At 68.2% G+C, this 23,092-nt stretch carries 21 protein-coding genes; 14 read left to right on the top strand and 7 right to left on the bottom strand.

What is annotated here, in order from left to right; genetic code table 11:
* Positions 1–36 precede the first annotated feature (36 nt).
* From pyrE to LMF57_RS01580, 8 genes are all read left to right on the top strand, one after another.
* A complete protein-coding gene (gene pyrE, locus LMF57_RS01615) occupies positions 37–696 on the top strand; it encodes an orotate phosphoribosyltransferase (protein ID WP_025879424.1) in 660 nt (219 codons plus the stop codon).
* A 20-nt stretch (positions 697–716) separates the two neighbouring features.
* Entirely contained in the window at positions 717–1,391 is a 675-nt protein-coding gene (locus LMF57_RS01610; protein WP_229290591.1) for a hypothetical protein, read from the top strand.
* A gap of 174 nt (positions 1,392–1,565) precedes the next feature.
* Positions 1,566–1,658: a potassium-transporting ATPase subunit F gene (locus LMF57_RS01605; protein ID WP_005407770.1), complete on the top strand. Its 93-nt coding sequence runs from the start codon at positions 1,566–1,568 to the stop codon at positions 1,656–1,658.
* Positions 1,659–1,670: 12 nt separating this feature from the next.
* On the top strand, positions 1,671–3,380 hold the full coding sequence (gene kdpA, locus LMF57_RS01600; RefSeq protein ID WP_208082407.1) for a potassium-transporting ATPase subunit KdpA: 1,710 nt from the start codon (positions 1,671–1,673) through the stop codon (positions 3,378–3,380).
* 9 nt (positions 3,381–3,389) lie between these two features.
* Positions 3,390–5,450: a potassium-transporting ATPase subunit KdpB gene (gene kdpB, locus LMF57_RS01595; RefSeq protein WP_208082406.1), complete on the top strand. Its 2,061-nt coding sequence runs from the start codon at positions 3,390–3,392 to the stop codon at positions 5,448–5,450.
* Positions 5,447–6,091, top strand: a complete 645-nt coding sequence (kdpC, locus tag LMF57_RS01590) for a potassium-transporting ATPase subunit KdpC (protein ID WP_229290590.1) — start codon at positions 5,447–5,449, stop codon at positions 6,089–6,091. Before kdpB ends, kdpC begins: the two co-directional genes overlap by 4 nt.
* A gap of 40 nt (positions 6,092–6,131) precedes the next feature.
* Positions 6,132–8,792 carry a sensor histidine kinase KdpD gene (locus tag LMF57_RS01585; protein WP_229290587.1) on the top strand — a complete coding sequence of 887 codons (2,661 nt, stop codon included), beginning with the start codon at positions 6,132–6,134 and terminating at the stop codon, positions 8,790–8,792.
* Positions 8,773–9,486 (top strand): response regulator transcription factor, encoded by a 714-nt coding sequence (locus tag LMF57_RS01580; RefSeq protein WP_025879418.1) that lies wholly within the window; start codon positions 8,773–8,775, stop codon positions 9,484–9,486. Before LMF57_RS01585 ends, LMF57_RS01580 begins: the two co-directional genes overlap by 20 nt.
* Before the next feature lie 308 nt (positions 9,487–9,794).
* On the opposite strand, the gene LMF57_RS01575 is transcribed toward LMF57_RS01580, so the two are convergent.
* The 3 genes from LMF57_RS01575 to coaBC are packed head-to-tail and all read right to left on the bottom strand — an operon-like array spanning position 9,795 to position 13,903.
* Complete coding sequence (locus LMF57_RS01575; protein ID WP_229290585.1) at positions 9,795–12,143, bottom strand: phosphomannomutase/phosphoglucomutase; 2,349 nt, start codon at positions 12,141–12,143, stop codon at positions 9,795–9,797.
* 12 nt (positions 12,144–12,155) lie between these two features.
* Positions 12,156–12,644, bottom strand: a complete 489-nt coding sequence (dut, locus tag LMF57_RS01570; RefSeq protein ID WP_117309327.1) for a dUTP diphosphatase — start codon at positions 12,642–12,644, stop codon at positions 12,156–12,158.
* Complete coding sequence (gene coaBC, locus LMF57_RS01565; RefSeq protein WP_117309326.1) at positions 12,641–13,903, bottom strand: bifunctional phosphopantothenoylcysteine decarboxylase/phosphopantothenate--cysteine ligase CoaBC; 1,263 nt, start codon at positions 13,901–13,903, stop codon at positions 12,641–12,643. Before coaBC ends, dut begins: the two co-directional genes overlap by 4 nt.
* Before the next feature lie 225 nt (positions 13,904–14,128).
* Between coaBC and LMF57_RS01560 the strand changes: the two genes are divergently transcribed.
* The 4 genes from LMF57_RS01560 (at position 14,129) to LMF57_RS01545 (ending at position 18,248) form a co-directional block, all read left to right on the top strand.
* Positions 14,129–14,755, top strand: a complete 627-nt coding sequence (locus LMF57_RS01560; protein ID WP_117311828.1) for a response regulator transcription factor — start codon at positions 14,129–14,131, stop codon at positions 14,753–14,755.
* A gap of 71 nt (positions 14,756–14,826) precedes the next feature.
* Positions 14,827–15,531 carry a DNA repair protein RadC gene (gene radC / locus LMF57_RS01555; RefSeq protein ID WP_117311827.1) on the top strand — a complete coding sequence of 235 codons (705 nt, stop codon included), beginning with the start codon at positions 14,827–14,829 and terminating at the stop codon, positions 15,529–15,531.
* A 113-nt stretch (positions 15,532–15,644) separates the two neighbouring features.
* Positions 15,645–17,333 (top strand): arginine--tRNA ligase, encoded by a 1,689-nt coding sequence (gene argS / locus LMF57_RS01550; protein WP_117309325.1) that lies wholly within the window; start codon positions 15,645–15,647, stop codon positions 17,331–17,333.
* Between the two features lie 21 nt (positions 17,334–17,354).
* Positions 17,355–18,248, top strand: a complete 894-nt coding sequence (locus LMF57_RS01545; protein WP_229290584.1) for an SPOR domain-containing protein — start codon at positions 17,355–17,357, stop codon at positions 18,246–18,248.
* 86 nt (positions 18,249–18,334) lie between these two features.
* Here LMF57_RS01545 and LMF57_RS01540 read toward each other — a convergent pair whose 3' ends face one another.
* Both LMF57_RS01540 and LMF57_RS01535 read right to left on the bottom strand, forming a co-directional pair.
* On the bottom strand, positions 18,335–19,087 hold the full coding sequence (locus LMF57_RS01540) for an SDR family NAD(P)-dependent oxidoreductase (protein ID WP_117309323.1): 753 nt from the start codon (positions 19,085–19,087) through the stop codon (positions 18,335–18,337).
* Positions 19,088–19,175: 88 nt separating this feature from the next.
* Entirely contained in the window at positions 19,176–19,670 is a 495-nt protein-coding gene (locus LMF57_RS01535; protein WP_080150422.1) for a hypothetical protein, read from the bottom strand.
* A gap of 85 nt (positions 19,671–19,755) precedes the next feature.
* Between LMF57_RS01535 and LMF57_RS01530 the strand changes: the two genes are divergently transcribed.
* On the top strand, positions 19,756–20,223 hold the full coding sequence (locus LMF57_RS01530) for a DUF1456 family protein (RefSeq protein ID WP_229290583.1): 468 nt from the start codon (positions 19,756–19,758) through the stop codon (positions 20,221–20,223).
* On the opposite strand, the gene LMF57_RS01525 is transcribed toward LMF57_RS01530, so the two are convergent.
* A complete protein-coding gene (locus LMF57_RS01525; protein ID WP_117309322.1) occupies positions 20,192–21,079 on the bottom strand; it encodes a LysR family transcriptional regulator in 888 nt (295 codons plus the stop codon). The genes LMF57_RS01530 and LMF57_RS01525 overlap by 32 nt on opposite strands.
* A 99-nt stretch (positions 21,080–21,178) precedes the next feature.
* Here LMF57_RS01525 and LMF57_RS01520 point away from each other — a divergent pair, with 99 nt between their 5' ends.
* A complete protein-coding gene (locus LMF57_RS01520; protein WP_208082402.1) occupies positions 21,179–22,372 on the top strand; it encodes an MFS transporter in 1,194 nt (397 codons plus the stop codon).
* Here LMF57_RS01520 and LMF57_RS01515 read toward each other — a convergent pair.
* Complete coding sequence (locus LMF57_RS01515; RefSeq protein WP_229291352.1) at positions 22,369–23,067, bottom strand: TorF family putative porin; 699 nt, start codon at positions 23,065–23,067, stop codon at positions 22,369–22,371. The two genes, LMF57_RS01520 and LMF57_RS01515, sit on opposite strands and share 4 nt — an antisense overlap.
* Between the last annotated feature and the right edge of the window lie 25 nt (positions 23,068–23,092).

The raw sequence follows: 23,092 nt of genomic DNA, 5'->3' as shown, positions 1-23,092 counted from the left end.
GGATTTGCGCTCCAAATGAAGATGAATCGAGTTTTGATGAGCGACCACCGTCACCGTTTCCTGCAGCTGGCCCTGACCGCCGATGCCCTGCGCTTCGGCCAGTTCACCCTCAAGTCCGGCCGGCTGAGCCCCTATTTCTTCAACGCCGGCCGTTTCGACTCCGGTTCCCTGCTGTCGCAGCTGGGGGCGTGCTATTCCGACGCCATCGACGCCACCGGGATCAAGTACGACGTGGTGTTCGGCCCGGCCTACAAGGGCATTCCGCTGGCCACCGCGATGGCCTGCGAGCTGGCCCAGCGGGGCCGCGACCTGCCGCTGTCGTTCAACCGGAAGGAAGTGAAGGACCATGGTGAAGGCGGCCAGTTGATCGGCGCCGACATGACCGGCAAGCGCGTGCTGATCGTCGACGACGTGATCACCGCCGGCACCGCCATCCGCGAGGCGCTGGCGATCATCCGCGCTGCCGGCGGCATTCCGGCCGGCATCGTGGTGGCCCTGGACCGCCAGGAAATCGCCTCGGACAGCGACCATCGCTCCGCCGCACAGGCCGTGGCCGAAGAAGCCGGCATCCCGGTGATCGCCGTGGCGACGCTGGCCGACCTGCTTGATTTCGCGTCCGGAAATCCGGAACTTGTAGGCTACCGGCAGCCGCTGGAGGCCTATCGCGCCCAGTACGGCGTCCGTTCCACGCGCTGACCACCAGGGGGGAAGGTCGCATGTTCCGAGTTCCTGCCATCGTTGCTGCCAGCCTGCTGCTGGTGATGCCGCAGACGCTGCTGGCACAGTCCAGGAGCAAGGCCGCAGACAAGAAGCTGTACTGCTGGAACGAGGGCAAAGAACGGATCTGCAGCGACGCGCTGCCGGCCGATGCGGTCAACCACGCCCGTGATGAGTTCAGCGCCAACAGCGGCCTGCGCAATGCGCAGGTGCAGCGCGCGTTGAGCGATGAGGAACGCGCTGCCGCCAGCACGGCGGCAGCGCAGGCCGAGCTGGACCAGATGGCCGAGCAGACCCGGCAGCGCACCGAACAGGCGATGCTGACCACCTACGGTGATGAGAACGCGCTGCGGCGCGTGTTCGCCGAGCGCCAGGAGGTGCTCGACAACAACCTCAAGACCGCCCAGTACAACGTGGCCAGCCTGCGCGAATCGCTGGTGGCCTTGCTTGCCGCCGCCGGTGACCGCGAACTGGCCGGCGCCAAGGTGGCCGACAAGCAGGCCCAGGCGATCGGCCAGCGCCATGCGCAGCTGCAGTCGCAGCAACGGCTACTGGCCAGTTTCGAACAGCAGCAGCAGGCATTGAAGGTCGAAATCGAAAGCAGCCTGCAGCGCTATCGGCAGCTGAAGGGATTGGCGCCGGTGGACGTGCCGGCACAGCCCCCGGCGGGTTGAACGGCGCGCTGCTCGCCGGGCATGGCCCGGTGCTACCGCATGCCGGGTTACGGCCTGGCCCCCGAAATTTATGCACTTTTTATGCGTCGGCCCTGTCCGGCGCGTAGTGCGTTTATGGGGGCGGGGACGACGATGGCGGCCTGAGGTGGAGGGGTTCCACCAGGTCTCAATTCCATGTCCCCCTGGCTGTCGTTGCTGTGTGGCGTGCTGGTGCTGGTTGCCGCCGCCTATCTTCTTTATGTCGTGCTGCGGCCCGAGTCGTTCTGAGCGGAGCCTGCCATGACTGAAATTCTTGCCATTCTTGCCGCCAGCCTGCTGCTGGCCTGGCCCCTGGGCCTGTATCTGGCCCGGGTAATGCGCGGCACGCCGATGAAGGTCGACGTGCTGTTCCACTGGATCGAAAAGCCGTTGTACAGGGTGCTCGGCGTTGATCCGTCACGTTCGATGTCCTGGCGGGGCTACGTGCTGGCATTCGTGCTCAGCAACGTGGTGATCGCGGTGCTGACCCAGGCCGTGTTCATGACCCAGGCGTGGTTGCCGTTGAATCCGGACCAGATCCCGAACATGCGCTGGGATACGGCGCTGCACACGATGATCTCGTTCCTGACCAACACCAACCAGCAGCACTATTCCGGCCAGGCACAGCTGTCCTACTTCTCGCAGATGACCGGCATCACCGGCCTGCAGGTAGTGACGCCGATGATGGGCCTGGCGCTGGCCGTGGCCACGCTGCGTGCGTTGTTCTCGCGTGCGCCGAAATCGGTCACCGCGCCTGCCGCGGGCGATGACCGCCAGGTGGCGGTGGGCAATTACTACGCCGACGTCGTGCGCCTGTGCGTGCGCTTCCTGCTGCCGCTGTGCCTGGTCTGGGCGCTGCTGCTGACCAGCCAGGGCGTGCCCTCCACGATGGCTGGTGGCCCGCAGGCCACGCCGATCGATGCCAGTGCCGGCATGGCGCAGCAGAAGCTGCCGCTGGGCCCGGTTGCGGCGATGGTCGCGGCCAAACAGTTGGGTGCCAATGGTGGCGGCTGGTATGGCCCGAACAGCAGCTTCCCGCTGGAGAACCCGACCCCGGTGTCGAACATGCTGGAGGTGATCGGCATCCTGCTGGTGCCGATGGCGGTGATCTTCATGATCGGCGCGTTCACCGGGCGCCGTCGTTTCGGCGCGCTGGTGTTCAGCTGCATGCTCGGCATGTCGCTGCTGTCCACCGGTGCGATGGTATGGAGCGAGGGCCATAGCGCCAGCGCGGCCACGCCGCTGCTGATGGAAGGCAAGGAAGTACGCTTCGGCGCCGATGGCACCGCGCTGTGGGCGGCGGTGACCACCCAGGTCTCCAACGGTTCGGTCAACGGCATGCACGATTCGCTGAGCCCGCTGTCTGGCGGCCTGGCGATGGTCAACATGCTGGTCAGCGCGATCTGGGGCGGCATCGGCTGCGGCCTCCAGCAGTTCATCGTGTACCTGCTGCTGGGTGTGTTCCTGGCCGGGCTGATGACCGGCCGTACACCGGAACTGTTCGGCCGCAAGCTGGAAACGCCGCAGGTGCGCCTGCTGGCCCTGCTGGTGCTGCTGCAGCCGATCACCCTGCTGCTGTTCACCGCGATCACGCTGGCCGTGCCCGGTCTGGCGGGCACCTCCAATCCCGGCTTCCATGGCATCAGCCAGGTGTTCTACGAGTACGTCTCGGCCTACGCCAACAATGGCTCGGGCTTCGAGGGGCTGGGTGACGCCACGCCGTGGTGGAACCTGAGCTGCTCGCTGGTGCTGCTGCTCGGCCGCTTCCCGCTGCTGATCATCCCGCTGGTGGTGGCCGCGCAGCTGGCCGCCAAGCGGCAGGCCCCTGAATCGGCCGGCAGCCTGCAGATCGAAACCCCGACGTTCGCCCTGACCCTGGTCTCGGTGATCGTCATCCTGACCGTGCTGCAGTTCATGCCGGCGCTGGTACTCGGCCCGATCGCCGACCACCTGAGCCTGGGACTGCACTGAGGACACCCCATGAGTAGTCACGCAACCGCAAACCGTTCCTCTTCCGTGGCTTCACGCCCGGCCCTGCTCGATGCCGCCGGCCTGCGCCGCGCGCTCATCGAGGCCGTACGCAAGCTGTCGCCGATGCATCTGGTGCGCAGCCCGGTGATGGCGGTGGTGATGGCCGGCACGATCGTCGCCGCGATCATCACCCTGACCGGCAATGCACCACTGGGCTTCGGCCTGGCGGTGACCGCGATCCTGCTGGTCACCGTGCTGTTCGGCAATTTCGCCGAGGCCGTGGCCGAAGCACGTGGCCGTGGCCAGGCCGCCTCGCTGCGCCGCGCCCGCCAGGACCTGGTGGCGCGTCGCCTTGCATCGGCGCAGGCCGGCGCAGGCGAGACCCACGTGCCCGCCGCGGAACTGCGCCCCGGTGACCATGTGATCGTCAGTGCCGGCGAGCTGGTGCCGGCCGATGGCGAGATCGTGCAGGGCCTGGCCACCATCAACGAAGCGGCGGTGACCGGCGAGTCGGCACCGGTGCTGCGCGAGGCGGGTACTGATCGCTCCGGCGTGATCGGCGGCACCAAGGTGCTGTCCGACCAGATCGTCGTACGCATCACTGCCGAGCCGGGACACAGCTTCCTGGACCGCATGATCGCGCTGGTGGAAGGCGCCAACCGGCAGAAGACCCCGAATGAAATCGCGCTGACCCTGCTGCTGGCGGCGATGACGCTGACCTTCCTGGTGGTGGTGGCGACGCTGCCGGCGATCGGTGCGTCGGTGGGCGTCAAAGTGGATCCGCTGCTGCTGATCGCGCTGCTGGTGTGCCTGATCCCGACCACCATCGGTGGCCTGCTGCCGGCCATCGGCATCGCCGGCATGAACCGCGCGCTGGCGGCCAACGTGCTGGCCAAGTCGGGCAAGGCGGTGGAAGTGGCCGGTGACGTCGACGTGCTGCTGCTCGACAAGACCGGCACCATCACCTACGGCGACCGCCAGGCCAGCCACTTCCACGCACTGGCCGGAATCGACGCCGACCAGCTGCGTGAGGCGGCGCTGCTGTCATCGCTGGCCGACCCGACCCCGGAAGGCAAGTCGATCGTGCGCCTGGCCCGCGAGCAGGGCTGCACCACTGCCGAGCCGGACCAGGCCGATTACCTGGCCTTCAGTGCGCAGACCCGCATGTCCGGTGTCGACCTGGTGCACGGCCGGCAGATCCGCAAGGGCGCTGCCGATGCGATCCGCGCCCATGTGCAGGCACTCGGCGGCACCGTACCGGCCGAACTGGCCGGGCGCGTGGACCAGGTCGCTCGCAACGGTGCCACGCCGCTGGTGGTGGCCGAGGGTCGCCATGTGCTGGGCGTGATCGAGCTGTCGGACGTGGTCAAGCACGGCATGCGCGAGAAGTTCGCACAGCTGCGTGCGATGGGCATCCGTACGGTGATGATCACCGGCGACAACCCGCTGACGGCTGCTGCGATCGCTGCCGAAGCCGGCGTGGATGACTACATCGCCGAGGCACGGCCCGAGGACAAGCTGGCCCGCATCCGTGCCGAGCAGGCCGGTGGCCGCCTGGTGGCGATGGTCGGCGACGGTACCAACGATGCGCCGGCGCTGGCCCAGGCCGACATCGGCCTGGCGATGAATTCGGGTACGCAGGCGGCCAAGGAAGCCGGCAACATGGTCGATCTGGATTCGGACCCGGCCAAGCTGCTGGCGGTGGTGGAGGTGGGCAAGCAGCAGCTGATCACCCGCGGCGCGCTGACCACGTTCTCACTGGCCAACGATGTTTCCAAGTACTTCGCGATCCTGCCGGCGTTGTTTGCCGCCACCGTGCCTGCGATGGCCGCGCTGAACGTGATGCAGCTGTCGAGCCCGCGCAACGCGGTGCTGGCGGCGCTGATCTTCAACGCCCTGGTGATTCCCGCCCTGATCCCGCTGGCGTTGCGTGGTGTGCGCTTCCGCCCGGCCACCGCAACGGCGCTGCTGCGCCGGAACATGCTGGTGTACGGCCTGGGTGGCGTGCTGCTGCCGTTCGCGGCGATCAAGTTGATCGACCTCCTTCTTGTCCTGGTATTCGGCGCATGAACCGTTCTGACTCCCCTTCCCTTTCCCGCGGGCTGAAGCGCGAGGCGCGCGTGGCCACGCTGCAGGATGGCGCCAGCTGGCGCCCGGCCATCGGCCTGGGCGTGGCCACCCTGCTGCTGGCCGGTGCGGTCTACGCCGGCATCGCCACCGGTTTTGCCGGCCTGTCCTTCCCGGCGCAGGCCGAAGGCAGCCTGCTGCGCGATGGCAGCGGCCAGGTGCGTGCGTCGGCATGGCTGTCGCAGCCGTTCACCGGCGATGGCTACTTCCAGGCGCGACCGTCGGCCGCCAACTACGACCCGATGGCGGCGGCCGGCTCCAACCTGGCCCGCAGCAACCCGGCGCTGGCCGAGCGTGTGGCGGCGAGCACCGCAGCAGTGGCCGCGCGCGAAGGCGTAACGCCCGCGCAGGTGCCTGCCGATCTGGTCACCCAGTCCGGCGGCGGCCTGGATCCGCAGTTGTCGCCGGCGGCAGCGCAGCTGCAGGTGGCCCGGGTGGCGCGTGCGCGTGGCCTGCCCGTCGAGCAGGTGCAGGCGCTGGTGAAGGCCAACACGCAGGGCCGGCAATGGGGCGTATTCGGCCAGCCGCGGGTGAACGTGGTGACGCTGAACTTCGCACTGGACCACGCGGCACGCGCGCCGTGATGCAGCTGCGCGCACAATGGCGGCCATGACAGCGGCTCCCATGACTGATCTGCGGACCCGCCAGGCCAACGCCCTGGTGGAAGGACTGCAACGCGAAGCCGGTGGCAAGCTCACCGTGTTCCTGGGCGCTGCGCCCGGCGTCGGCAAGACCTACGCCATGCTGACCCGCGCGCAGGAACAGCTGCGCCGTGGCGTGGACCTGGTGGTCGGGCTGGTGGAAACCCACGGCCGTGCCGATACCCAGGCCCTGCTGGAAGGCCTGCCGCGGCTGCCGCTGAAGGACGTGGCCTACCATGGCCACGACCTGCAGGAAATGGACCTGGACGCCGTGCTGGCGAGGAAACCCGCACTGGTGCTGGTGGACGAGCTGGCCCATCGCAATGCGCCGGGCAGCCGCCACGAACGGCGCTGGCAGGACGTGATGGAACTGCTGGACGCCGGCATCGACGTCTGGACCACGGTCAACATCCAGCATCTGGAAAGCCTCAACGATGTGGTGATGCGCATCACCGGCGTGCGTGTCAGCGAGACCGTGCCCGATGGCGTGCTCGACCGCCTGCATGACATCGTGCTGGTCGACCTGCCGCCGCGCGAACTGATCGCGCGCCTGCAGCAGGGCAAGGTGTACGTGCCCGAGCAGGCCGCGCAGGCCCTGCAGGCGTTCTTCTCGCCGGCCAACCTGACTGCATTGCGCGAGCTGGCGATGCAGGAGGCCGCCGACCGTGTCGACAGCAGCCTGCGCGAAGCCCGCGCCGCGCGCGGCGAGAGCAATCTGCCGTTGCGGCGTGGCGTGCTGGTGGCCATCGATGGCGGTGGCCAGAGCGAATACCTGGTGCGGGTGGCACGGCGCATCGCCGAACGCCGCGATGCACCGTGGACGGTGGTGACGGTGCAGGGGCGCCGCCAGGACGAAGCGACCCGGCGCGAGATCGATGCTGCGTTCGCGCTGGCCCGCCGCCTGGGCGGCGAAGCCGAGCTGCTGCACGGCTCAAGCATTGCCGATGCGTTGCTCGACCACGCCGCGCACAACGGCGTATCGACACTGGTGCTGGGGCGTACCCGCGAACGGCCGCTGGCGCGGATGTTCAACCGCACCCTGACCCAGCAGCTGATCCAGCGCGGCGCGCACTACGAGATCACCATCATCAGCACGCCGCAGGCGCGTGCGCGTTCCCGTCGAGAGGGGCTGCTGCCACCGATGCGCGGGGTCAGCCACGAGCCGTTGCAGGCCCTGATCGCCACCGCCCTTGCCTGCGCGGTGGCGTGGCTGGTCGAACGCTGGGTGGGCATGGCGGACCTGTCGATGGTATTCATCGTGGCGGTGGTGCTGGTGGCCGCACGAACCCGCGCCAGTGTCGCGGTGATGGCGGCGATCCTGTGTTTTCTCGCTTACAACTTCCTGTTCATCGCGCCGCGCTTCACCTTCGCCATCGGCGCGCGGCAGGGCGTGATCACCGTGTTCCTGTTCCTGGCGGCGGCGCTGGTGGCCGGACGCCTGGCGTCGCGCCTGCGCATGCAGGTGATCGCCCTGCGCGCGGCCAACCGCCATGCGCGCGCACGCCAGCAGCTGGGCCGTCAGCTGGCCAGTGCGGCCGGCAACGGTGAAGTGGCGCAGGCAGGCCGGCATGCGCTGGAACAGGCCATGGACGTACCGGCCTGGCTGCGGATCGGCGCCGATACCGCGACCGGTGGCCGCAGCCTGCCCGGTGATACCGATCTGGCGGCAGCCGACTGGGCCCTGCGCCATGGCCAGCCCAGTGGCCGCTTCACCGATACCCTGGCCGGCGCGCAATGGTGGTTCCTGCCGCTGCTGGACGGCGAAGACCGTGCGATCGGCGTGGCTGGCCTGTACCTGCCCGGTGCGCAGGCGCGGCTGCTGCCCGAACAGCGCCAGCTGGCCGAAGCAATGGTCGACGACATCGCCCAGGCGGCGTTGCGCACGCGCCTGGTGGCCGAGCTGGAACAGGCGCATGTGAGCAACGAGACCGAGCGGCTGCGCTCTGCCCTGCTTTCCTCGGTGTCGCACGACCTGCGTTCGCCGCTGGCAGCGATGATCGGCTCGGCCGACAGCCTGGCCAGCTACGGTGCGGCGATGGATCTGGCCGACCGCCGCGCCCTGCTGGACACCATCCTGATCGAAGGCGAGCGCTTGGACCGCTACATCCAGAACCTGTTGGACATGACCCGGCTGGGCCACGAGGGCCTGAAGATCAATCGCGACTGGATAGGCGTGGACGAGCTGATCGGTTCGGCGGCCCGTCGCCTGCAGCGCTACCAGCCGAAGGTACGGCTGGAGCTGGACATTCCGTCAACGCTGGCACCGATCTGGGTGCATCCGGCACTGGTGGAACAGGCGGTGTTCAACGTGATGGAGAACGCCGCCAAGTTCTCGCCAGCCGATGCCGCCGTGCAGGTGCAGGCACGAGAACTGGACGGTCAGCTGCGCATCGACGTGATCGATGCCGGCCCCGGCATTCCCGACGAAGAGCGCGCGCGCATCTTCGACATGTTCTACAGCGTCGAACGCGGCGACCGCGGCCGCCACGGCACCGGCCTGGGCCTGACCATCTGCCAGGGGATGATCGGCGCACACGGCGGCAGCGTGCAGGCGCTGCCCGGGCGCGACGGTCGCGGTACCCTGATCCGCATTACCCTGCCCCTGCTCAAGCCAGCCTCCCACGATGAGTCCGACCCCGACTGATGCCAGCGCGCCGGCCCCGCGCGTGCTGGTGATCGACGATGAAACCCAGATCCGCCGGTTCCTGGACATCAGCCTGCGCGCCCAGGGCTACCAGGTGCGCCAGGCCGCCACCGGCCAGGAAGGCCTGCAGATGGCCGCCAGCGAGGACATGGACCTGGTGATCCTGGACATCGGCCTGCCGGACATGGAAGGCCACGAGGTACTGGAGCAGCTGAGGCAGTGGAGCCAGGTGCCGGTGATCATGCTGACCGTGCGTGCCGGCGAAACCGAGAAGGTGCGTGCGCTGGACAATGGCGCCAACGACTATGTGACCAAGCCCTTCGGCACCCAGGAGCTGATGGCACGGGTGCGGGCGCTGCTGCGCACGCGCAGCGTGCCGACCGATGGCACGCCGCCGGTGTTCGACGATGGCCACCTGCACGTGGATCTGGTTCGCCGTGAAGTGGCGATCGATGGCGAGCTGGTGGCATTGACCCGCAAGGAGTACGCATTGCTGTCGCTGCTGCTGCGCAATGCCGGGCGGGTGGTCACCCAGCCACAGATCCTGCAGGAAATCTGGGGGCCCACCCACCAGCACGACACCCACTACCTGCGCATCCTGGTCGGCAAGCTGCGGCACAAGCTGGGCGACTCGGCGCTGGATTCACGCTACCTGTTCACCGAACCGGGTGTGGGGCTGCGGTTCAAGGGGTGAGGCGTGCCGACCCACGGTCGGCACCCACCAAAGCGAATTCGGAAGAGCCTCCACGCGTGGCGTGGATCTACTGTGTCGACCAAGGTCGACACCTACCAACAGCCATCGGAATCTGTCAGAGGTGGGGCGGTGTCGGAGTGCGGGGTGTCAGCCGCATGGATGCGGCTGCCAAGCCTACAAGGACGTACTTGCGGCGTCCCCGCACTCCGACACCACTCCACCAACCCACGGAGTGCCCGCTGTTGCTGTTGAGGTTGCCGGCCAGCGGCCGGCACTACCGCGGGTGCCGGGCGCAGCCCGGCCTCACCTCAGAATCCCAGCGGGGTGTCGCCCAGCACCGGCTGCAGCTGGCTGCGGAACAGCGCCTGGATGCGCTCCAGTGCCGCTTCGTCGTTGCCTTCGAAACGCAGCACCAGCACCGGCGTGGTGTTGGACGCGCGAACCAGGCCCCAGCCGTCGGCAAAGTCCACCCGCAGGCCGTCGATGGTCGACAGGCGCCCGCCGACATACGGGTTGTCCGGCGACTGCGCGGCGGCCACCAGCATCGCCACCAGCGCGTGCGGGGTGCCCTCGGCCACCGGCACCTTCAGCTCCGGCGTCGCCACCATTTCCGGCAGTTCGGCCAGCACTTCGTCCGGCGTTTCCTCGCGCTGGGCGAGGATCTCCAGCAGGCGTGCAGCGGCGTACAGGCCATCGTCAAAGCCAAACCAGCGTTCCTTGAAGAAGAAGTGGCCGCTCATCTCGCCCGCCAGTTCGGCGTCGGTCTCGCGCATCTTCGCCTTCATCAGCGAGTGCCCGGTCTTCCACATCAACGGGCTGCCGCCGTTGCGCAGCACGTGATCGGACAACCTGCCGGTGCACTTCACGTCGTAGATCACCATCGCGCCCGGGTTGCGCATCAGCACGTCGGCGGCGAACAGCATCAGCAGACGGTCGGCGTAGATGACCTTGCCTTCACTGGTGACCACGCCAAGGCGATCGCCATCACCATCGAACGCCACGCCGAGGTCGGCGCCAAAGCGCTTGACCGTCTGCACCAGGTCTTCCAGGTTGGCCGGCTCGCTGGGATCGGGGTGATGGTTGGGGAAGGTGCCGTCGACATCGCAGTACAACGGGATGACTTCTGCGCCGATCGCTTCCAGCAGCTGCGGGGCGAAGGCACCGGCCACGCCGTTGCCCGCGTCGGCCACCACTTTCAGTGGGCGGTCCAGCTGCACGTCATCGGCAATACGCTGGATGTAATCGGCGGCGACCTCGCGCTGTTGGTAATCCCCCGGTTCCACAGCCTGCACCAGACGACCTTCAACAATGCGCTGGTAGAGGTCGGTGATCGCGTCGCCGGACAGGGTCTCACCGCCGATGACGATCTTGAAACCGTTGTAGTCCGGCGGATTGTGGCTGCCGGTGACCGCTACACAGGTACCGGTGCGCAGGTGGAAGGCGGCGAAATACACCACCGGGGTCGGCGCCAGGCCGATATCGATGACCGCACAGCCGGCACGCCGCAGGCCTTCGGCAAGACCGGCCGACAGTTCGGGGCCGGACAAGCGCCCATCGCGACCGATCACCACCTCGCGGAGGCCCTGCTCAAGGGCGACCGTGCCGATGGCCTGGCCGATCAGCGCGGCGGTGCGCGCGGTCAGCTCGCTGCCCACGACGCCGCGGATGTCGTAGGCGCGGAAGATGCCTGCAGCCAGCTCGTCGGCCGGAACCGGTGGCGGCGGAGGTGGCGCAGCCTCGGCCACCGTCTCGCCGGGCACAGTTGGCGGGACCATCTGCAGGCTTTCGCGCAGGGTCGGGCCGTGATCGGCGTCGGCCACCGCGCTGCGCCGGCTGGGCAGCGGCAGCGACTTCGGCAGCCGGCCACGACCCACCACCAGCAGTACCGCGATGAAGGCCAGCAGCAGCGCGACAATCGCGCTGGCCAGGGCTCCCAGCCCCAGCGGGCCGGGTTCCACATTGGGCACTCCGGCGGCCAGCCGCAACGGCGTTCCCGCCACCGGGCGCGCCATTGCTTCGGCGCTCTCGGACAGGCCGGTATCACCCTGTACCACGATGTTGTGCGTCCCCTGGCGCAGCGCCAGGAAGCCATTGCCGGGGGCCTGTACCTGGTCCAGCGGCGCAGTCAACCGCAGCAGCGGCTGGCGGACATAGACCACCGCCGGTCCGACACCGGCAAGCTGCACCGGTGCGGCCAGACCCAGGCGGTTGCCGCCGCCATCGCGGACCACGCGCAGGCTTGCCTTGCCGTCGGCCAGCGCCGATTCCAGCAGGGCCAGGCGTGCGTATCCAAAGGTGGCCGCATCGGCATAGCCTGCGGCCAGGTCAGCGCCCAGCACCTCCACCTGCTCGACGCCGGTCCAGCTTTCCCGCAACGCCAACGCGGCGCCGGCGGCATCACCGGCCTGCAGCGCCTGCTGCACGCGGTCGCCCTTCAACTGCTGCTGCAGCTGCTGCAACTGGCCGGAGGCAGCCTGCTGCAGCCCCTGCACAGCCTGGTCGCGCGCCTGTTCCAGCGCGTCCCCGCTGGCCACCTGCCGCCACTGCTGTACCGCGCTCCAGCCGAACCAGGCCGCCAGCAGTACCAGCAGCACGCCCAGCAATGGCGCGCTGCGCCCCAACGTCTTGCCCCGCTGTGCTTCCCCGATGCCGCTCATCGATGTCCCCTGTCAACGCACCCCGGTATGGCCGAATCCACCCGTTCCCCGCACGCTGTCGGTGAAAGTATCCACCACCTGCAGGCTGACGCGCGCAATCGGCACGACCACCAGCTGGGCGATGCGATCACCCGGTTCGATGGTGAAGGCCTCGCGGCCACGGTTCCAGACGCTGATCAGCAGCGGCCCCTGGTAATCGGCGTCGATCAGGCCGGTGCCGTTGCCGAGCACGATGCCATGGCGGTGGCCCAGGCCCGAACGCGGCAGGATCACCGCACACAGGTGCGGATCGGCGATATGGATGGCCAGGCCGCTGGGGACCAGTGCGGTATCGCCCGGCTGCAGGGTCAGCGCGGTTTCCAGCGCCGCGCGCAGGTCCATGCCGGCGCTGGCTTCGGTGGCATAGGCCGGCAGCGGCCAGCTGTCGCCGAAGCGCGGGTCGAGCAGCTTGACCTGCAACGGTTGCGGGGAGAACCCCTGGGGGGTGCTTGCCTGGGTCATGCCTGAAGCCTCCGCGCGATCAGCGCCAGCAGTTGTTCGGCCAGCTCACGCTTGGAAGTAGCCGGGAATACCTGTTCGCCATCCTGCCAGAAGGCCGTGGCGGCATTGTTGTCGCTTTCGAAACCACCGCCGCTGATGCCCACCTGGTTGGCGATCACCAGGTCCAGGCGCTTGTCGACCAGCTTGCCGCGCGCATATTTCTCCACGTCGTGGGTCTCGGCGGCAAAGCCGACCACCAGCTTCAACGACTGCGTCTGCGCGGCAACCTCGGCCAGGATGTCCGGGGTGCGCACCAGCTCGATCACCAGGGACTGGCTGTCGGCGGTCTTCTTCAGCTTCTGCGGGGCAACCTGGCGCGGGGTGTAATCGGAAACGGCGGCAGCACCGATGTAGATGTCGGCCGGCAACGCAGCCAGTACCGCGTCACGCATCTGCGCGGCAGAGCGCACATCGATGCGCTGCACGCCGGGCGGCGTCGGCAGCTGCACCGGGCCGCTGACCAGTACCACCTGGGCACCCAGCCCGGCGGCAGCGGCGGCCAGGGCGTATCCCATCTTGCCGCTGCTGCGGTTGCCCACGTAACGCACCGGGTCGATGTCCTCATAGGTCGGGCCGGCGCTGATCAACAGCCGCAGGCCCTGCAGGGCGCGCGTCTCCGGCGCCGCAGCAGCGGCAGCAGCAGTGCCGTTGGCGGCCAGGGCGGCGACGATGTCGGCCGGCTCGGCCAGACGACCGGGGCCGGACTCGCCTTCGGCCAGCGGCCCATCGACCGGACCGATCACCTGTGCGCCACGCTGGCGCAGCAGGGCGATATTGGCCTGGGTGGCCGGATGCAGCCACATCCGATGGTTCATCGCCGGGCACACAGTCAGCGGTGCGGTGCTGGCCAGGCACAAGGTGCTGACCAGATCGTCGGCGTGGCCCTGGGCCAGGCGGGCCAGCAGGTCGGCGGTACCCGGCGCGATCACGATGCGATCGGCCCAGCGTGCCAGTTCAATGTGGCCCATGGCCTGTTCGGCGGCGCTGTCCCACAACGTGGTGCGGGTCGGCTGTCCGGAAAGGGCCTGGAAGCTGAGTGGGGTGACGAACTGCTGGGCGCCGGCCGTCATCGCCACCTGCACCAGCGCACCGGCATCACGCAGGCGTCGAACCAGCTCCAGGGCCTTGTAGGCCGCAATCCCGCCACCGACACACAAGAGCAGTTTCTGGCCTTCCAGCGCGCGGATCCGCGTCGGGGAAGCGTTGGGAGAATCAGCCACCTGGAATTCCTGTGCAAACGAGGGCGTTAGCTTACCCGAAGGCCAGCAACCTCCCGGTGCACGCAGCACATAGCCGGCGGCTATCAGCACATGGGCAAGGGCCCAGGGCGTTTTCCGGATTTGCTGCGCGCCGATTCGGAACTTTCCTATACCTCTGCGCGTCCCCGCTTTGCAGAATCGTCGCTGGCCACCCAGGTGTGCCGTTCGATTTTCGAGGAGTTCCCCGTGCAACCGCGCATCATCATTGCCGACGACCATCCGGTCGTCCTGCACGGCATCCGAATCGTGCTTGAGCGTCACCAGATGGACGTGGCCGGTACCGCAGCAGACGGTGCCGGACTGCTGCAGCTGCTGGTGCGGCAGCCCTGCCATGCCGTACTCACCGACCTGTCCATGCCCGGCCCCGGCCCGGATGGGCCCGAACTGCTGGCCGAGCTGCGCCAACACCATCCCGACCTGCCCGTGGTCGTGCTGACCGGGGCCAGGCACCCGGGGTTGCTCGATGGCCTGCTGCGCGATGGCGTACACGGCCTGGTCGACAAGGGCGCCGACTTCGCCGAACTACCCCAGGCTCTGCATGCCGCCATGGCCGGGCAGGTATTCGTTTCCGACCAGCTGCGGCGCCACCTGCAGGCCCGCGACCTGCTGTTTCCCCACCCACCGGCCGCATTGTCGGCGCGCGAACTTGAAGTGCTGCAGCTGTTGACCGACGGCCTGAACATCAATGCCATCGCCGACCGCAGTGGACGCAGTCCGAAGACGATCAGCCGGCAGAAGGCCGAAGCCATGCGCAAGCTGGGCCTGCGGACCAACCAGGAACTCTACGACTACCTGCAGACCCGGCGCGGCTGAGGGCTTGACCGACCCGCAGGTGCGGTAAGGGCTTATGGGCCCGATCAACGATGAGCGCCATGATGGGCGCCATGCCCATCCATGAATGGCCCGAAGAAGAGCGCCCCCGCGAGAAGCTGCTGGCCAGGGGTCCCACCTCACTGTCCGACGCCGAACTGCTGGCCCTGTTCCTGGGTTCCGGCATTGGCGGCCGGGATGCAGTACAGACCGCGCGCGACCTGCTGCTCGCCCACGGTCCACTGCGGGTGCTGCTGGACCGTCCTGCGCGCGAACTATCGAAACTCCCTGGGTTGGGGCCGGCTCGCAGCTGCACGCTGGCCGCAGGGCTGGAACTGGCCCACCGCTACCTGGCCGCTGAACTGCAGCAGGGCGAAGCGGTGGGCAACAACCCTGCCGCCGTCGGCCGTTACCTGCAGCACCGTCTGCGTGGGCAGGCACGGGAACTGTTCGTGGTCCTGTTCCTGGACAACCGCCACCGTCTGATCGCCTGCGAGGAACTGTTCGCCGGCACCATCAACGCGGCCCCCGTCTATCCCCGCGAAGTAGTGCGCAGAGCCTTGCTGCACAACGCCGCCGCAGTCATCCTCAGCCATAACCATCCCTCCGGCGACCCGGAACCCTCGGCCGCCGACGCGCAGATCACCGAGGAGCTGCAACGGGCGCTGGCACTGGTCGACATCCGCCTGCTGGACCACTTCGTGGTCGGCGAGGGGCGTCCGGTTTCGTTTGCTGAACGGGGCCTTCTGCCGCCGCTTCAGACGCGCCTGGTCGGATGAGCCCCCAGCAGCAGGCCGCGACACGTGCCCTGGCAGGCAGGTCCCGGTCAGCGTTGAGGCCGGCATCTGCGCTAAAATGGGCGATTCCGCCGCTCATTCTCACAGCAGGCCTCGTGAAAAATCTCCTCCGCGCCCTGATCAGCCAAGGCATCGAAGCCTTGCGCGCCAATGGCACCCTGCCCGTCGACTCCCTGCCGCCGGACTTCGTGGTCGAGCGCCCGAAGACCCGCGACCATGGCGACTTCGCCACCAACGCCGCGATGCTGCTGGCCAAGGCCGCGCGCAGCAATCCGCGCGCACTGGCACAGGCGCTGGTCGATGCACTGCCGCGCAGCGAAGACGTCAGCAAGATCGAGATCGCCGGTCCCGGCTTCATCAATTTCCACCTGGCGCCGGCCGCGTACCAGCGCGAAGCCGTCACTGTCATCAAGGAAGGCGCCGATTACGGCCGCAACCTGTCCGGCAATGGCCGCACGGTAGGCGTGGAGTATGTGTCGGCCAACCCGACCGGTCCGCTGCATGTCGGCCACGGCCGCGCCGCGGCCATCGGCGACTGCGTGGCACGCGTGCTCGATGCCAACGGCTGGAATGCCAAGCGCGAGTTCTACTACAACGATGCCGGCGTGCAGATCGAGAATCTGGCGCTGTCGACCCAGGCCCGCGTGAAGGGCATTGCCCCGGACCAGGAAGGCTGGCCGGAAGGCGGCTACCGTGGCGACTACATCGCCGACGTGGCCCGTGCCTACATGTCCGGCGCCAGCGTCGACCTGGAAGGCACCCTGGTGGTCGGCGCCAAGGACCCGGACGACCTGCAGGCGATCCGCCGCTTCGCCGTGGCCTACCTGCGCAACGAGCAGAACCTGGACCTGGCCGCGTTCGGCGTTGATTTCGACATCTACTTCCTGGAAAGTTCGCTGTACGCCGATGGCAAGGTCGCCGAGGCGGTGGCCAAGCTGCAGGCGTCGGGTCATACCTATGAGGAAGGCGGCGCGCTGTGGCTGCGCAGCACCGACTTCGGTGACGACAAGGACCGCGTGATGCGCAAGTCCGACGGCACCTTCACCTACTTCGTGCCTGACGTGGCCTACCACCTGTCCAAGTGGCAGCGCGGCTACGAGCGTGCGATCACCGAGCTGGGCGCGGACCACCACGGTTCGCTGGCGCGCGTGCGTGCCGGCCTGCAGGCCATGGAAGTGGGCATCCCGCAGGGCTGGCCGGAATACGTGCTGCACCAGATGGTCACCGTCATGCGCGGCGGCGAGGAAGTGAAACTGTCCAAGCGTGCCGGCAGCTACTTCACCCTGCGCGACCTCATCGAAGAAGCCGGCCGCGACGCCACCCGCTGGTTCCTGATCGCGCGCAAGCCCGATTCGCAGCTGACCTTCGACATCGATCTGGCCCGTCAGCAGAGCAACGACAACCCGGTGTTCTACGTGCAGTACGCGCATGCCCGCGTCTGCAGCCTGCTGCGCCAGGCGCAGGAGAAGGGTCTGGTCTACGAACAGGTGACCGGCCTGTCCAATCTGGGCCGCCTGGCCGATGACGCATCGCTGGCCCTGATGAACGAGATCTCGCGTTATCCGGAAGTGGTGGAGACGGCCGGCGTGGCGCTGGAACCGCACTTGATCGCGCAGTACCTGCGCGAATTGGCGCACGCCTTCCACACGTGGTATCACGGGACGCCGGTGCTGGTGGACGACGCGACCGATCGCAATGCCAAGTTGACCCTGGCCTGCGCGGCGCGCCAGGTACTGGCCAACGGCCTCGACCTCCTGGGCGTTTCCGCCCCGGAAAAAATGTAAGCCTCAGGAGACGCAGTAGACATGGCAGCACGACGCGGCAAGACACAGGCTCGGCGCAACAGCAGCCAAGGCACGCCCGGATGGGTGTGGCTGGTTGCCGGCGTGGCGATCGCCGCCGTGGTGTTCCTGGCGGCGCCGAACCTGTTCAAGGGCGAGGGCGATGGCTTCCTGCGCGCCGGTCCGCAGCCGAACCCGAACGCGCAGCCGGCGCCGGTGGCCGATGGCGAAAGCGATGTCGGCACCCAGCCGGCCGCACAGCCGGCCACGCCGAAGCCGGCTGAGCCGGAAAAGCCGGCGGCCACCCAGTACGACTTCTACACCCTGCTGCCTGGCAAGGAAGTGGAGATGTCCGACGCCGAACTGGCCGCCAGCGCGCGCGCCGAGGAACAGCGCCGGAGCAAGGCCGAAGCGCAGCGCGCGCAGGCCGCACTGGAAGGCAGGCCCGTGCCGGCGGCGGTTGCGGCCGCAGCCCCTGCGGCGACGGCGAGCGTTGCCAGCACCGCGCCGGTGACCGCTACCAGCCGTCCGCTGCCGACGCCGGTGAGTGAACGCCCGACGACCGCCGCGCCAGCGGCCACCACCGCGCCGGCCAGCACCAGCACCGTTGCCGCCGCTCCTGCGGTACGCAGCGAAACCGCGCCGGCCGCCGCCAGCACTGCAGCAGCCCCGGCACCGGCCGACAACGCCCGCTACATCCTGCAGGCCGGTGCGTTCGGCGCGTCCGGCGATGCCGAAGCGACCAAGGCCAAGCTGGCGATGATGGGCCTGGCCGCACGCGTGGAGTCGGCGCAGATCAACGGCAAGACCGTGTACCGCGTACGCATGGGGCCCTATGGCACCGCCGGTGAGCTTTCCGAAGCCAAGCAGAAGCTGGATGGCACCGGCCTGCAGGCGATGGCGATCAAGGCACAGTAAGCGTGCGGGCATAATGAAAAAAGCCGGGCATTGCCCGGCTTTTTTTTTGCCCGTGCAGCGCCGGGTTCGACGCTGCAGACAGCGGATCAGCTCTCGCGGGCAACCTGGAAACCGGCGAACGACTGGCTGACCGGCATCAGTTCCAGGCGATTGATGTTCAGGTGCGGGGGCAGGCTCGCCACCCAGAAGATCTGCTCGGCGATGTCTTCGGCGGTCATCGGGTTGGCGCCGGTGTACAGCTTGTCCGACGCAACCTGGTCGCCGTGGGTGCGGACCACGGTGAACTCGGTTTCGGCCATGCCCGGCTCGATGGTGGTCACGCGTACACCGGTGCCGTGCAGGTCCGAACGCAGGCCCAGCGAGAACTGGCTGACGAACGCCTTGGTGCCGCCATAGGCGTTGCCGCCCGGATACGGATAGACACCGGCCACCGACGAAATGTTGATGATGGCGCCCTTGCGCTCCACCAGCTGCGGCAACAGGCGATGGGTCAGGGTGACCAGCGCGGTGATGTTGGTGTCGATCATCGTCGTCCAGTCCTTCAGGCTGGCGCTCTGCGCCGGCGCGGTGCCTTGGGCGAGACCGGCATTGTTGACCAGCAGATCGATGTCAGCGAAGGCCGGCGGCAGCGCCAGCAGTGCCGCTTCCATCGCGACCGGATCACGCACGTCGAACACGGCCGCGTGCACCACCTCCTTGCCGTAGCGCTCGACCAGCGGCTGCAGGCGTTCGCTGCGACGGCCGGTGGCGATCACTTTCCAGCCCGCTTGGGCGAAGCGGTGTACGGCAGCGGCGCCGAAGCCGGAAGTGGCGCCGGTAATCAGGACGGTTCGGGTCATCAGACAACTCCGTGGGAAACCAGACCGCCATTCTGGCACCGTCGGCCCACGGCTGCGTTGCCTGATCGGCCCGCTGCGGTGCGCGCGGTCAGCGCAGGCGGAACACGCGTGCCTTCGGCAGATCTTCGTCGACCTGCAGGAACCAGCGCCCGGCGATACCCGGAATCACCTCGATCTGCGGTGCCTGCAGGGTCTTGCGCAGCTTCATCTGGCCCTTCATCACCTGCCACTGCTGACCGTTGTCGAGGGTGAACACCGTGCCCGGCTGCCAACCCGCGACGTCGCCGACCACGCGGGCGCTGACCGGCCCCTCTTCCAGGCCCAGGTGCATCGCCGCCGGGGCGGGAACGTTGGCCGGCAACGGCGCGCCGGTGTTGGCCGCAACCGCCGCCCGCGTGGGTACGGGCGTGGATGCCTCGGCCTCGCGCAGCACACGGTTCAGGGTCTGCAGCTGGGTCGCGTCCAGGCCCACTTCGGCCAGCTGGGCCGCGCTGAGACGCTGCTCCACGGGCACGAAACGGTCCTGGGCGGTGGCGGCGAAGCTGCTGGCGGCCAGCAGAACGGAAAGGAGGTACCGGCGCATCGGAGAGGGTCTCTGCAGAACAGCGCTCACGATGCTGCAATCCGGTGACAGTCCGGTTACAGCCGCAGGGCCGGTACAATGGGCCATGATCAATAACGATGTACTGCGCAGCGTGCGCTACTCCCTGGACCTCGGCGACCACCACGTGGTGACCCTGTGCCAGATGGCCGATCCGGCGTTCGAAGTGGATGTCGACCAGGCCAAGGCTTGGCTGCTGCGTGAAGACGAGCAGGGTTTCCAGCCGATGAGCGACAGTGCGCTGGCGCACTTCCTCGATGGCCTGATCCTGCACCTGCGCGGTCACGATGAGGGCCAGGCGCCGCGCGCGGTGGAAACCCGCATCGACAACAACCTGGTGTTGAAGAAGCTGCGCGTGGCCTTCCAGCTGCGCGATGTCGACATGATGGAGATCTTCACCAGCATCGGCTTCAATGTCTCCAAATCCGAACTCGGCGCGCTGTTCCGCCAGCCCGGCCACAAGAACTACCGGCGCTGCCTGGACCAGATGCTGCGCAACTTCCTCAAGGGCCTGAGCCTGCGCCTGCGCGGCTGAGCACGGCGTCGACGAAGGCGCGTGCGGCCGGCGTCGGCAGCCGCTGCCAGACCAGATGTACGCGCCGGGTCGGGGTCGGTTGCAGCGGCACCTGCACCACCCCTTCGAAACCGTCGGCGATCCGCACCGGCACGATGCCCACCGCCAGGCCGTGGCGGACGAAACGCTCGACCAGTTCCATCAGGTTGACCTCGAAACGCACCTGATGCGGCAGGCCCGCTGCGGCGAACGCATCATCGGTCTGCCGGCGCGCGCCGGTCCCCCGCGGGAAATCGACCAGTGCCTCATCCTGCAGCGCCGCCAACGGCAACCGCTGGCGCGTGGCCAGCCGATGCTGCGGCGCCAGCACGGCCACCAGATCCTCTTCCTGCAGCATCTGGTGGCAGACGCCCTCCAGATGGGCCGACGGCGCCAGCCCCACCAGCGCCACGTCCAGTGCGCGCGACTGCACCTGCTGCAGCAGGGTCTCGCTCTTGTCCACCCGCAACTGGAACTCCACCTGCGGGTGCTGCTGCTGGAAGGCAGCCAGCATGGCCACCACGTCGACGCCGGTCAGCGACGAGATCTGCCCGATCGCCAGCAGCCCGCGCACCTCACCACTGACGGCAGCGACATCGGCACGCAGGTGGCGCAGGCTGGCCAGCACCTGCCGGGCGTGCACCAGCAACGCCTCTCCCGCCGCGGTGGCGCGCACCTGGCGCGGCAGCCGCTCGAACAACATCGTGCCCAGCTCCTGCTCCAGATGGGCAATCTGATGGCTCAGGGCGGACTGCACGACGTGGCAGCGCGCGGCCGCTCGGGTGAAGTTGCCCTCTTCGGCCAGGGCCACGGCGAACTCGAGCTGCTTGAGGTTCACACCCGTATCTCAATTCCAGATGACAGCGATGATGATGATTCATTTCCATCATGAGAGCAGCAGGCGGACACTGTGCTGCCCTGCTTCACGGAACATCGCGTGTCCCCTTCCCTTCCTCCCCTCCGGCGCTGGCAGATCCTGTTGATGTCGGTCGCCACCGGTATCGCGGTGGCCAGCAATTACTACGCGCAGCCGTTGCTGCATACCATCGCCGATGCCTTCGGCGTGCCTTTCGGCCAGGTCGGCATGGTGGTGACCGCTGCGCAGTTGAGCTACGCCGCTGGCCTGATCCTGCTGGTGCCGTTGGGTGACCTGTTCGAGCGCCGCCGGCTGATCGTGGTGATGACGTTGTTGTCGGCCAGCGGGCTGGTGATCAGCGCGTGCGCGCCGTCGTTGCCATGGCTGCTGGCCGGTACCGCGATCACCGGGTTGTTCTCGGTGGTGGCGCAGGTGCTGGTGCCGTTCGCCGCCACCCTGGCCGCACCGGAGCATCGCGGCCGCGTGGTCGGCACGCTGATGAGCGGGCTGCTGCTGGGCATCCTGCTGGCACGCACCGTGGCCGGGCTGCTGTCGAGCCTGGGCGACTGGCGCCTGGTCTATGCGATCGCTGCAGGTACGCTGGTGCTGACCGCGCTGGCCCTGCAGCGCGGCCTGCCGCGTTTCCACCACAGCGCCGGGCTGAGCTACTTCGCGCTGCTGCGCTCGATCGGCACGCTGTTCGTGCAGGAACCGGTGCTGCGCCAGCGCACCCTGCTCGGCGCGTGCAGCTTTGCGATGTTCGCGATCTTCTGGACGCCACTGGCCTTCCTGCTGGCGCAGCCGCCGTATGCCTACAGCGACGCCACCATCGGCCTGTTCGGGCTGGTCGGTGCCGCCGGTACGCTGGCTGCCGGCCTTGCCGGGCGCATGTCCGATCGTGGCCAGACCGGCCGGGCCACGGCCATTGCGCTGGTGCTGTTGCTGCTGTCCTGGCTGCCTCTGGGGCTCTCGGCGCATTCGCTGCTGGCGCTGCTGGTCGGCGTGGTGGTGCTGGACCTGGCCGCGCAGCTGCTGCACGTCAGCAACCAGAACCTGATCTACGCACTGCAGCCGGAGGCACGCAACCGCCTCAATGCCGGTTACATGACCGGCTATTTCATCGGGGGTTCGCTGGGCTCGCTGCTGTCGGCGCAGGTCTACCCGCGTTTCGGCTGGACCGGCGTGTGCGTGGCCGGTACCGCGGTGGCGGTACTGGCCCTGCTGGTGTGGCTGCCCAGTGCCTGGCGCGCCCGCCAGGCCGCGTCGGCCGACTAGAAGCTGCCCTGCAGCGCCAGTTCCCAGCGTCCACCGGCATTGCCCGGGAACAGACGCTTGGCGGCGCTGTCGGTGTCATGCACGGTGGCGCGCAGTTCCCAGGCCGGCGTCAACATGGCAATGGCACTGAGCTGGCCATGCAGGTAGTCCGGCCCCTGCGCGGTGGCCAGCCAGTACTGCCCCACCGCCGCTTCCAACCGCACGCGCTCGTTCAACGGCACCCGCACGCCCAGCTGTGCGTAGGTGCCGCGACGGCCGCCGGCCAGGGCATCGTTGGAGTGGGCAACCTGCAGCCAGGCGCGTTGCTTCCAGGTGGTGGTGACATTGAGTTCGGTCCAGTCCAGTGCGCGGCCAGTGCCCGGATAGACATACCGGGTGAGGTTCGCATCCAGGCTCCAGTCCGGCGACAGCGCGCCGGACCAGCCGGCGACGAGATCGAACTCGCTGCGTGCCCCGCTGTCCGGCGTGAACGAGACATTCGAGCCCCATGCGCTGGCATACCAGCCCGAACCCACCGTGACCTTTGCCCCCACCTGCGCGGCCGGATCGCCCTCGCTCTGCGAACTGCCGCGCCAGACATAGTCGCTGGTCAATGCCGCCGTGCCACTCACCTGCACCTGCGCCTGCACGCTGCCGGCGCACAGCAGCTCCGCCAGTGCTGCCGCGCTGGCCACGATCATCCCCTTGCTCTTCACTGCACTCACTTCCTCGTCGAAGGCG

This window comes from Stenotrophomonas sp. SI-NJAU-1 (assembly GCF_020883215.1).
Taxonomy (GTDB): Bacteria; Pseudomonadota; Gammaproteobacteria; order Xanthomonadales; family Xanthomonadaceae; genus Stenotrophomonas; species Stenotrophomonas indicatrix.
This window is presented reverse-complemented; position numbering and strand designations above follow the sequence as displayed.